This window comes from Pseudomonas sp. BMW13, from assembly GCF_013357275.1.
Classification (GTDB): domain Bacteria; phylum Pseudomonadota; class Gammaproteobacteria; order Pseudomonadales; family Pseudomonadaceae; genus Aquipseudomonas; species Aquipseudomonas khazarica.
Window position 1 is genome coordinate 289,698 of record NZ_SUKD01000022.1, and the last position, 11,313, is coordinate 301,010.

The following is an 11,313-nucleotide window of genomic DNA, read 5'->3' on the forward strand; positions in this document are numbered from 1 at the left end:
CGGGTTTTCAGCCCGGTTTCGAGCGCCATGAAACGCCGCATCCCATTCCGGGATGCGGCGTTTTCGTTTGTGTACCTCGGGTCGTCCTAGCGGCGGGCGGTTTCGCCGCGTGTGGCCTTGGTGGCGAGGCGCTCGAAGACCTCGGGGGTGAAGGCGGCTTCGCCAGCTTCGTCGAGTACTTCTCGCGGATGCTCGCTGCCGGGAATGCTGCTGTCGAGCATGCTCAGCAGCTGCGTGCCGCGCCCGGTCAGGACAAAGTTCTCGCCATTGCCGCCTTCGCTCTCCGGGCGTGGCTCGATGAAGCCGTTTTCCAGCAGGCGCGCTTCGTAGCGGGTCGCCTGGGCGCGCAGGTGGTCGAGGTCGGCTGTTGCCGCCAGGCCCTGCTCATCGGCCAGGTCTTGCGCGTATTGGCGCGGGGCGAAGGGTTTGCCGGCGCAGTTCTGCGTCTCATGCAGCAGGCGTTCGACCAGATCCCAATTGTGCGTCATGGCAGTGTCTCCTCAAGCGATGGGCTCAATGAGTCCGACTGCACGGGGAGGTGACGGTTCGAATGGATTGCACGGGCGGTAGCCCGGAAACGAAAACGCCCCGAACCAGTCGGGGCGTTTCTCGTCGGTGCGCTCAGGCGCGGCGGCGGAACAGCGGTTGCGGCTGGTCGGCCGAGGCCTGATAGACCTCGCTGTAGTCCTCGAAGGCTTTCAGCGCATCGACCGGGTCCTTGTCGGCACGCAGGGCGAAGGCATCGAAGCCGACGCGGCGCAGGGCGAACAGCTGGTCGCGGAGGATGTCGCCGATGGCACGCACCTCACCCTTGTAGCCATAGCGGGTGCGCAGCAGGTATGCGGTGGAGGAGTGGCGGCCGTCGGTGAAGGCGGGGAAGTTCAGGGCGATGACCTGGAAGTGCACCAGGTCGTCGGCGATCTCTTCGATTTCCTCGCCGGCCTCCAGCCACACGCCCAGGCCGCCATCGCGGGCTTTCAGCGCATGACCATGCTCGACCCACAGCGCCAGCGGCACGATGACGTCGTCGCAATTGGGGATGGCGTCCAGGGTCACGTCCTTGGCCAGCAGGTGCCAGGTCTCGTCGATGACCTGGTCGTTCTTAATGATTCGCTGCATAGACGCGCTCCTTGAACGGGTCGATACCGATGCGGCGGTAGGTATCGAGGAAGCTTTCTTCTTCGGTGCGTTGCTCGACGTAGACCTTGATGATCTTGTCGACCACGTCCGGCATGTCGTCCTGGGCGAAGGACGGGCCGAGAATCTGCGCCAGGCTGGCATCACGGCCGGCGTTGCCGCCGAGCGACACTTGGTAGAACTCCTGGCCTTTCTTGTCCACGCCGAGAATGCCGATATGGCCGACATGGTGGTGACCACAGGCGTTCATGCAACCGGAGATGTTCAGGTCGATATCGCCGATGTCGAACAGGTAGTCGAGATCGTCGAAGCGACGCTGGATGGCTTCGGCCACCGGGATCGACTTGGCGTTGGCCAGCGAGCAGAAATCGCCGCCGGGGCAGCAGATGATGTCGGTCAGCAGGCCCACGTTCGGCGTGGCGAAACCCTGTTCGCGCAGCTCGCCCCACAGGGTGAACAGCTGACGCTGTTCGACGTCGGCGAGGATGATGTTCTGGTTGTGGCTGTTGCGCACTTCACCGAAGCAGTAGCGATCGGCCAGGTCGGCGATGGCGTCGAGCTGCTTGTCGGTGACGTCGCCCGGCGCCACGCCGGTGGGCTTGAGCGACAGGGTCACGGCCACGTAGCCCGGCTTCTTGTGGGCGAAGGTGTTGCGCTGGCGCCAGCGGGCGAAACCGGGGTGTTCGGCATCTTGCTGGGCGAGCAGGGCGTCTTCGTCCTGCAGGGCCTGATAGGCCGGGTCGACGAAGTGCGCGGCAACGCGTGCGACTTCGGCGTCGGTCAGCGTCATCGGGCCATCCTTCAGGTGCGCCCACTCGGCGTCGACGCGCTCGGCGAAGACTTCGGGGGTCAGCGCCTTGACCAGGATCTTGATGCGCGCCTTGTACTTGTTGTCACGACGGCCATAGCGGTTGTACACGCGCAGGATGGCATCGAGATAGGAAATCAGGTGTTGCCACGGCAGGAACTCGTTGATGAAGCTGCCGACGATCGGGGTACGGCCCAGGCCGCCGCCGACGGATACACGGAAGCCCAGCTCGCCGTCGTCGTTCCTCACCGCTTCCAGGCCGATGTCGTGCACTTCGATGGCCGCGCGGTCGCTGACGGCACCGTTGACGGCGATCTTGAACTTGCGCGGCAGGTGGCTGAACTCGGGGTGGAAGGTCGACCACTGACGGATGATCTCGCACCAGGGGCGCGGATCGACCACTTCATCCTTGGCCACGCCGGCGAACTGGTCGGTGGTGGTGTTGCGGATGCAGTTGCCGCTGGTCTGGATCGCGTGCATCTGCACGGTGGCCAGCTCGGCAAGGATCTCCGGTACGTCTTCCAGCTCCGGCCAGTTGTACTGCACGTTCTGCCGGGTACTGATGTGCGCGTAACCCTTGTCGTAGTCGCGGGCGATGCGCGCCAGTACGCGAACCTGGGCAGACGACAGCAGGCCGTAAGGCACCGCGACACGCAGCATGGGCGCGAAACGCTGGATATACAGGCCATTCTGCAGGCGCAGCGGGCGGAATTCCTCGCCGCTCAGCTCTCCGGCGAGGTAGCGGCGGGTTTGATCGCGGAACTGCTTGACGCGATCCTCGACGATCTGTTGATCGTACTGGTCATATACGTACATGAAGGGTCCTGTTTTCAGGCTACTTACTGCCAATCAGCGCGCACGGCCGCGCACTCCCCGAGGAGCCGGGGCACGATACCAGCTCAGGTTTATGCGTAAAAGTGATGTTTGAATATATAAACCTGACTTTAAGGAATAAGACGAGCCCAGAGCATAACCAGAAGGTTTGAGCGAACCGCAAGGCTGGTCTTAAATGCACTGTGCGGTACCCACAAGCACAAGAAGAGGGGGAGCCATGAGCGAGCACAGCGAAGTCGAGAATGCCGACAGCGTCATCGATGCCTGGGCAATCTTCAGCCTGATCCTGATCGCGGTCGGTACAGCGATCTTCTGGGTCAGCGGACAGTAAGGATCGGGGCCGACACGCATCAGCGGTCGGCCTTTTGCCACTGGAGCCCTATACTGCGCCCCGATGTTTTTCCGGAGACGCGCTGTGATCAAGTGGATGATGGGGCTATGGCTGGTGCTGTGCGGCGTGCAGGCGCTGGCGCAGGTGCGAGCGCCCTCCGTCGTGTTCCTCAATCCGGGGCATTCCGATGAGCCGTTCTGGCGCGAGTATTCCCGCTACATGCAGGATGCTGCGCACGACCTCGGCCTCGAGCTGAGAGTGCTCTACGGTGAGCGCGACCCGGCGCGCATGCTGGGCAACGCTCATGAAGTCCTGCGGGGGGATCACCCCGATTACCTGATCTTCACCAACGAACAGTTCCAGGCCCCCGCGCTGTTGCGCCTGCTCGAAGGCAGCGATATCCAGCTGTTCGCCCTGCACAGCACCCTGACTCCGGAGCAGCAGGCGCTGGTCGGCGGCAGCCGCGAGCGCCACGGCAACTGGCTGGGGAGCCTGGTGCCCAATGACGAGGAAGCGGGTTACCTGATGGGGCGGGAGCTGATCGCCCTGAGCGAGGGGCGGCCGGCCGAGTTGCTGGCCTTTTCCGGGGTCAAGCAGACGCCGTCTTCCGAGTTGCGCCTGGCCGGGCTGCATCGCGCACTGGCCGAGGCGCCGCACGTGCGCCTGGTGCAGGCCGTACATGGTGAATGGCAACAGCAGCGCGCCTACGAGCAGGCGGCCAGCCTGCTGCCTCGTTATCCTGACGTGAGCCTGATCTGGGCCGCCAACGATGAAATGGCCTTCGGCGTCATGCGCGCAGCCGGAGAGCTAGGCAGGGCACTGCGCTATGCCGCCCTGAACAACTCCGAGCGGGCGCTGCAGGCGCGCATCGATGGTCGGATCGAGGTGCTGGCGGCAGGGCACTTTCTTCTTGGCGCCTGCGCGCTGGTGATGCTCAACGATCACGCCAGGGGCTTCGACTTCATCGAGCGTGGTGGCAAGGACCAGGTGGCGCATCTGCTGCGGCTGATCGACCGGGCGCAGGCGCGGACGCTGCTCGAGCGCCTGTCTCGCGCCGAGATCGGCATGGATTTCCGGCGCTTCAGCAGCGAGCTGCAGCCGAAACAGCAGCGCTACGACTGTTCGGTTGCCCGCCTGCTGGACTGATCAGCCGACTGCCAGGTGCAGGATCAGCTTCACTGTCGCCAGCAGGATGACGACGAACAGCACGGTGAACAGCACGCCCAGCATGATGAAGTGGCCGGGCTTGCCACGGCTGAAGTCGCGGCTGCGGTTCTTGCCGCTCTGCACGCCGAGCGCGGCAGCCAGCACGCTCTGCAACATTTCCCGAAACGTCAGCGGTGCCTGTTCGGGGTCTTTCTCCTGATCGTTCATGGTCAGCCTCTCCGTCGCTGCAGCAAGCATAGTCCGCTGCTGGCGAATCGGCACACCGGCCTAGGCTGACTCGAGCGAATCAGGCAATCTGACAGGGCGCCGATAACCGATACCGACCATGCCCGAGAACCTCTTCCCCGACGATGCCGCGCAGACCGAGCGCACCCGCGAGACCATCCTGCGCTACCACCTGAGCTGGAAGCACCGTGACCTCGAGGCGGTGATGGCCCTGTACCACCCGGACATCGAATACAACGACTTCTATCAGCAGCGCTGCATGCGCCTGGCGGACCTGCGTGAATACGTGGAAAACAACCTGCCGCGCCGTCCGGGCGAGCTGCTGGAGCATGTCGATCGCATCCGTATCGACGGCCATACCGCGTTCATTCAGTACTGCACCAGCTTGCAGGGTGGGGAAGGGCTGGTGTCATTCCGCACGGGCGAGGCCATTACCGTGCGCGACGGCCTGATCTGGCGCATCAACGAATACGCGACCCTGGTGCGTGAGGCGCGCGGGGCGGGTGAGGGTGGTGCTTCACGGCCCGCGATCAGTCGCCTGGGCCTGTCGACTCGTCAGCTCGGGCAACTGGCGCAGGACCTGCAGGAGTACTTCCAGAGCAGCCAGCCGTTTCTCGACCCCGAGCTGGACCTGCAACAGGTGGCGGCCGCCACCGGCTATAGCCGCAACCAGATTTCCCATTTGCTCAACCAGGTGCTCGGCGAAAGCTTCTACCGCTACGTCAACCGCGCCCGCCTGCAATACCTGCTCGACGGGTTGCAGACCGGCAGCGACCTCAAACGCATCGACGAACTGGCCTTTGCGGCGGGCTTCAACTCGCTGTCGGCGTTCTACACCTGCTTCAAGCGGCATACCGGGCTGTCGCCGAAAGCCTATCTGCGAAGCCGTCTGGATGATGCTGCAGTGCAATCCGCCGGTTCAAGCTAGGCGCGGTGAGTAGGGCGAGAGGCGGTTGCTGATTTCCTTTTGGCTTCCGTCGTTCTCGAATAGGTAGTGTGCATCGGTATCCAATGTTTCGCAGCCTTCTCCAGCCATGCCAAGCTTTTTTCGGTGAGGTGCAAAACACGGATGTTTCCGTGTCACCTTATTCTATAGGTAGAGCATGACGAAAAGCCCCCTTGCTTAACTGTCGCCGCGCACGATTTTTACGCTTCGGGGGGCATGAATATATTGTTCAAACGGAGTGTTTTCCCCAAGCAGTACTGCGCTGTTTTATCACCTGCCTCCGCCGCAATATGCAAGGGATCAACCGCAGAAACTCCCATCTGCTGATTATAGAGTTCTAACCCTTGAGCCCTGGCGAATTCTTGCTCAAGCATGGCTGTACAAGAGCGCCACCGCAGACGACATGCGTGGCAAAGAAAATTAGACAGAGCCCCCCGTGTCGTTGCCAACGCTAATGCCCATACACAGGAACAAAGTAGGAAAGAGGCGGATGGGCCTTCGTCCATTCTTCTGCGAACACCTCTGCCTCTTTAATTTGCGCTAGCGTCATCCTTTTAGCCAGCTCCGGAAGATTTCTTCGTCCATCCTCAGGTGCAACTCCTCCACCTTGAAGCTGAGATAACAAATAGGTCAAGCCATAACCTGCAACTAAATTTTCTGGAAAGTCCAAGTCATTTGGGAAGTGTGCGATGTTAGATGCGTATGTACTGACTGCATCGATATAGCCCGCTTCAGCAGCCGTCTTTACCCAATGACGTATTTCCTTCTTGCTCCCGTCATTCTCGAATAGGTAGTTAGCATAGAGCATCATTCCCACAGGGTTACCGCCCTCAGCGGAAGCCCTGAAGTACCTTTCGACGGCCTTATTACGATTACCGGTCGTTAGGAACCAACCTCCTCCTGCTTTATAGAAGCTGCCCAAAAGTTGCTGTGCATCGGTATCCCCTGCATCTGCAGCTTTCTCCAGCCATGCCAAGCCTTCTTCTGCGTGGTACAAAACACGCATGGCTTCGGTATCGCCCTTTTCGGCTCGTTCATAGGCAAGACTCAGTGCTTTATCACGCCACGCAAGACCACCCTCCACACAAGTACCGAAGGTATGGCAGAGATCACCGCTATCCCCTAGGCGGAGCATGGCAAAAAGATCCCCCTGCTTAGCTGACGCCTCGTACCATCTGCGTGCCTCTGGGGTTGTATAGCGTTTGCTGAGACGAATCGCCTCTCCTAAATAGTACTGTGCAGTACTATCTCCAGCCTCGGCAGCAATTTTCAACAAAGGTTGTGAATCATACCAATCGCTTTGCTGATAAAGAGCAAGCCCCTTAGTTCTCGCAGCAGTTTGCTCAGGAGTAAGTTGTGCAAATACCGTACTAGACGCTAGCCAAAGAATCACTCCGACCGCAAAACACTTAATCAATGGTTGGCCCCTTGTAAGAAATTTTTATCGTTTCAGCCCCACCCAAAGCTGGACCGAAAGGCTCGGTACGATATTCGCAATAGCCAAACAACCGACCTCCAAGCCTCTCAACACGCTGAAGATACCTCGCGCGCATCTGGTTGTTGGCACCTACCAGCCCCGATACTTTTTCACTCATAAACGAATCCAGTCGTAGTCGATTTTCGCAGTATGCTTGCCCGGCATTAGGTGGCCTTGCCCCATCACGGTTCATGCGGATCACTGCATCCTCGAAACGTTGAGCAGCATCCGGTTGCGGCTCTATCCAGCCCAAGCAACGCTCGATGGCTTGCTGCTGTAACAGGTGCTCTTTGTCAGATAAGAAACCAGGGGCGCTACTCAACGCCATCAGTAGAGGCCCAAATGCATTGGGCTGAAGATTGATAACCCAGTTGCGCATCACTTCCTGGTTCTTATCCATCACAAGCGTATTTGCAATCCCTGCACCTCGCCCACCATCAGTCAGCTTGTCATACAGCTCCTTGGCAAAGGCGTAGCGACGCGCATAGATGAAGGGCACATCCATGGCAAGGGCACCGAATAAAGAGAGCATCCTCACGTAGGCCATGGCTTCTCCGTCGATCCATGCAGGATCTTCGTTATTGTTGGCCAGAAGCTCCTTGCGTATCAGCTCCAACAAGGCGACCACACTCTCGTAGCCCACTTCGAAGGTCATGTAGCCCTTGAAGCCGGCTCCCCAGACCAAGGAGCCCTGGATGGACAGAAGGAAACGCCCCTTGTTCAGTTGCAACCGCACCTTACCCGACACGCCCCCACCCACGGCGGCCACCAGTTCCATATCCAACTTGGCCAGGGTTCTCCAGCCATTGATGGGGATGCGGTTGGGCACCGGGGCTGGAGGCAGCGTACTGGGCGGCGGGCACCAATCGAGCTGGCCAGTGAGTTTGCACCCTGCTTGGGCACCGATGAACGATCGAACTTGGCCAAATCGCCCGTCTTCGTGGCACTGTCATACCCGGCGATACTGGTGAAACCCGTTTTCTGATCTAAGGTCAGGTCGCGGGCAAGCAGCAGACTGGCTCCGGCAAAGCCCCAGGCCTTGGCGCTCAGGCAAAGCGACAGCTTGCCGAAGTCGAACGTACGGGTGCTACCGTCGTAGGCCTTATAGCTAGGCGCTATGGGTTTGGCCTTGCTCCGATCCGGCAGCTCGAACTGAAACAAGCTGACCTCGCCACGCCACGCGGCAACATCTAGATGGGCCTTGGCTTGAAAGGCCTGGGGCCCCTTGTGCCATTGCGGTCCTTCAACCTTGAGCTCCGTTTGCATATTGCTTCCGGCGGGCAACAGGCAGCGTACAAGTTGAGCTTGCGGGCTGTTGTCGAACAGCATGAGATTCCGCAGCTGCCGATCTTCGAAGATCATCGCCTTAAGGGTCGCCCCCCAGCGCTGCCTTTTGTCCTCTGTTTTCAGGCTCTCGACCTCGAGCCCTTTGCTCTTCAGAACCGCGAAAAACTCATCTGGCAGAAACAGACCGTCCTCATCGAACCAGGGTCCCTTCTCCTTGATTGGATGTGCTCCCTCTAGCTTCAACCAATCACTGAAGGCGCGATCCTCGTCGGCTTGCTTGGCCAGGGATTTCGGTAACGCCTTCATTTCTTTGAGTATCTCGGGGATTCCGCTGGCTTTCTGTTTGGCCAGATCCTGGAGGCTGATAGCGCATGCCCTGATTGCCACCGACCACCAGTTGGTGGGGGCTGAGGGTGCCGGTCAGCATGGCCAGGGGGCTGTGGTAGATCACCTGCAACTGCCAGTGGCCCCCCTCCGGCTGTGCCGGCAGCTTGCCGCTCAGGCACAGGCCCATGCCCTGGTGGATGGGCAGCCACTGACTTTGCACAGCGGCCAGCCATTGGCGAGTGCAGTCAGTAGGCGTGCCAGCGGCGTTGATAGCCGCCAGACGCAGGTGTAGCTGGGTGCGGCTTGGGTCGGCGCCGGGCAGGTAGAGTTGCAGACTGTCGGTTTTGCTGCCGATGACGATACTGTGGTCGCTGCCGCCCGAGTGGCGGCTGGTCATGAGCCCTGTGGCTTGCAGCCGGGGCTTGAACAGCAGATCGATCAGGGTTTGCAGCTCGGCGCTGGCCTGTTCGGTGCTGTCATCCCAGCGCCGCGCATTGCCCCAGCAGCATTGTTCGAGGAACTGCTGCAGCTCGCTGTCCTTGAAGTAGTTCCAGGCCAGGTACAAGGCTTCGACGATCAGGATCAACCAGTTCACCGGCACGATACGCAGGCTGAACCATTTGATTGCCTCGCCAATTGTCCAGCGATTGGTCAGGGCCATATAGGTGGCGTAGCCACCCAAACCGGTCTGGGAGGCCATCAGGCCAAGTACGGCACCGTCGTGACCCAGGCGCGCCCAGTGGTTGCCGCTCCAGTAGGCATCTTCTTTATTCATTTCGACCGTAAGTTTGGCGAGGTCAGCGAAGGCCGCAGTGGTTCTACCCCATATCCTCGCCGCCTAGGCCAGCAACCTAGGGCGGCGAGCCGTCGCGATCACGAAGCCACATCGAACCCACGCAACGCAAAGAAGCGCTGCCCCTGAAATTGCTGTGCCGAGCGCTGCACAGTGCTGAAAACGAGGCGGTCATGGACGAAGTGCCCAAAGAGGCGGTGCATGTGCTCACTGACTTCCCTGGGGTTCTTGTTGAACCATTCCGACAGTAATACCAGCCAGATATCGGCTTGCTCCCGCGTGCCCGCTGCCCGCCACTCCTGCGTGGGATTTCTTAGTGCCAGGCGCATGTCATTGGCCTCTTCGTCGACCTCTTCCAGCCAGCCGAAGTCATCCCGTAGCTTGGCGCGCTCGTCGGTGATGGCTTGCAGGCGCTGTGTACGGTCATCACGTTGCGCTGCACTCTCGCGGGAGATGCCGAGCATGCCGCTCATGCTGCCGAGCTCGCTGGCATGCAGGTGGTCCTCCTCTTCTGCCAGTTGTCGCAGGCGTTCCTGGTAGGGCCTCCACAGCGCGGCCAGCCAGCGGATGTACAGGCGCATATGAGCGGCGAAGAGCAACTCCTGCGGGCGCATGGGGGCGACGGCATAGAAGGGCTGGACGCCCTTCAACTCGGCGATGCTGGCTTGCGCCTCGCGCTCGTAATGGCGGCTCAGTCCTTTGGCGCTGGCCTGCTCGAAGTGATCGTTGAAGATAAAGAGAGAGGCCAGCTTTCGATCTATCGTTGGCAGCTCATCGAGTGCAGGAAATGGCGCCCCCGCCCTGCGCGCGGCGCGATACATCTCATGCAGGCTCACCAGCGCCAGTTCGGCACTGGGCTTCTGCTCCCCGGCAAGCAGGCTGCCGCCGATATCCTCACTTACGCCGGGCATCCATTTCTCTCGCCAGTTGGCCTTGCTGCTGCCAAGCAGGCGAGCACGGCGGTAGAAGCGACGTTCATGGGCCGCCACCAGATGCAACGCCTGCTTGACGTGCTCGGGCAAGGGGCCGCCATCGTCCAGCACGGTGCGTACGGGCAAGGGCAGGTAAGGAAGGTCGACATGGCTGCGGTCGACGCCATCGAACAACCCAGCAAAGAGGATAGTCAGCGTCTTGCCCTGATAGCTGTAAGTGCCGTCGCCAGGCTGCGGCTCACGGCTTAGCAGCTCATGCAGGAAGGCGCGTGCCAACGTGGCGCCGTAATCGAAGCCATAGACGGTCAATTCGATCCGTTTGAGAAGGGGGCGACCGGTTTGTGCCTCGATCTTGCGTATTTCGTCACTGAGGAAATCAATAGCGCCCTCGATACGCGTATCAGCACCGGTCTTCAATAACTCGGCGACGAAGGGGTTATCACGCACAGGAGCCAATAGCTCGACGCTGGCATCGATTAAAGCCCCCTTGAGCAATTTCCCCGCCTTGACGGGCTTTTGCAGCAAGGCCTTGAGGTCTCGGCTGATGCGTTCCCACCAGTTGCGTCTGGCATCGAGGACGTCCTTGGCCGCTTCGATGGCTTGATCCTCGACCACACCGGCCGGTATATCGCTGGCCGTCGACTCGAAGCTGGTCAGGGCACTCGTCGCTGACAGGTTCAGGTCGGCGGAAAAGTCCTCGCCCAGGCCCGATGCGTAGAAGGCCCTATAGCTAAATTGGGCCCCATCTTCTTGCCTATCCGGGTGAGCAAGAAACAGCTTGCCAATATTGCTGACCCGCCCCGTTTGCATATCCTTGATGCGGTGCCGCCCGAAACCGTCGAAGAAAAAACCGACTCTCAAGGTGTGTTCACAGGGTGCGATATGCGAGCTGCGTTGCGCAGGGTTGCAGCGTGCTGACATGGCCGCAGCTTGTTCGGCAATGGTGTTGCTCATGGCGTACTACCTTCCTTGGGGGCTTCCTTGAGATTTTCATAAGGGCTGTCCAGATTGGGGCTCCAGAACAGACGAATCTGATCACCGGGAAAGAA

Annotated in this window: 11 protein-coding genes; 2 read left to right on the forward strand and 9 right to left on the reverse strand. The window is 60.3% G+C overall.

What is annotated here, in order from left to right:
• Positions 1-86: 86 nt before the first annotated feature.
• The 3 genes from E4487_RS18055 to E4487_RS18065 form a co-directional block, all read right to left on the reverse strand.
• Positions 87-488, reverse strand: coding sequence for a transcriptional regulator (locus E4487_RS18055; protein WP_175254012.1), 402 nt, complete (start codon positions 486-488; stop codon positions 87-89).
• A 133-nt stretch (positions 489-621) separates the two neighbouring features.
• Positions 622-1,119, reverse strand: a complete 498-nt coding sequence (locus E4487_RS18060) for a DUF934 domain-containing protein (protein WP_175254013.1) — start codon at positions 1,117-1,119, stop codon at positions 622-624.
• Positions 1,103-2,761, reverse strand: a complete 1,659-nt coding sequence (locus E4487_RS18065) for a nitrite/sulfite reductase (protein ID WP_134677921.1) — start codon at positions 2,759-2,761, stop codon at positions 1,103-1,105. The genes E4487_RS18060 and E4487_RS18065 overlap by 17 nt, the downstream gene beginning before the upstream one ends.
• A 448-nt stretch (positions 2,762-3,209) precedes the next feature.
• Between E4487_RS18065 and E4487_RS18070 the strand changes: the two genes are divergently transcribed.
• Complete coding sequence (locus tag E4487_RS18070) at positions 3,210-4,256, forward strand: ABC transporter substrate-binding protein (RefSeq protein ID WP_244230075.1); 1,047 nt, start codon at positions 3,210-3,212, stop codon at positions 4,254-4,256.
• Here the strand turns inward: E4487_RS18070 and E4487_RS18075 are convergent, their stop codons facing one another.
• Positions 4,257-4,484 (reverse strand): DUF2970 domain-containing protein, encoded by a 228-nt coding sequence (locus tag E4487_RS18075; protein WP_134677922.1) that lies wholly within the window; start codon positions 4,482-4,484, stop codon positions 4,257-4,259.
• 118 nt (positions 4,485-4,602) lie between these two features.
• Here E4487_RS18075 and E4487_RS18080 point away from each other — a divergent pair, with 118 nt between their 5' ends.
• On the forward strand, positions 4,603-5,430 hold the full coding sequence (locus E4487_RS18080) for a nuclear transport factor 2 family protein (RefSeq protein ID WP_134677923.1): 828 nt from the start codon (positions 4,603-4,605) through the stop codon (positions 5,428-5,430).
• A 469-nt stretch (positions 5,431-5,899) separates the two neighbouring features.
• On the opposite strand, the gene E4487_RS18085 is transcribed toward E4487_RS18080, so the two are convergent.
• From E4487_RS18085 to E4487_RS18105, 5 genes are all read right to left on the reverse strand, one after another.
• Entirely contained in the window at positions 5,900-6,865 is a 966-nt protein-coding gene (locus E4487_RS18085; RefSeq protein ID WP_134677924.1) for a tetratricopeptide repeat protein, read from the reverse strand.
• Complete coding sequence (locus tag E4487_RS18090) at positions 6,858-7,703, reverse strand: hypothetical protein (RefSeq protein WP_134677925.1); 846 nt, start codon at positions 7,701-7,703, stop codon at positions 6,858-6,860. Before E4487_RS18090 ends, E4487_RS18085 begins: the two co-directional genes overlap by 8 nt.
• On the reverse strand, positions 7,646-8,518 hold the full coding sequence (locus tag E4487_RS18095; protein WP_134677926.1) for a hypothetical protein: 873 nt from the start codon (positions 8,516-8,518) through the stop codon (positions 7,646-7,648). Before E4487_RS18095 ends, E4487_RS18090 begins: the two co-directional genes overlap by 58 nt.
• Positions 8,460-9,239 (reverse strand): hypothetical protein, encoded by a 780-nt coding sequence (locus E4487_RS18100; RefSeq protein WP_134677927.1) that lies wholly within the window; start codon positions 9,237-9,239, stop codon positions 8,460-8,462. Before E4487_RS18100 ends, E4487_RS18095 begins: the two co-directional genes overlap by 59 nt.
• A 173-nt stretch (positions 9,240-9,412) precedes the next feature.
• Positions 9,413-11,218 carry a phospholipase effector Tle1 domain-containing protein gene (locus tag E4487_RS18105; protein ID WP_244230073.1) on the reverse strand — a complete coding sequence of 602 codons (1,806 nt, stop codon included), beginning with the start codon at positions 11,216-11,218 and terminating at the stop codon, positions 9,413-9,415.
• Between the last annotated feature and the right edge of the window lie 95 nt (positions 11,219-11,313).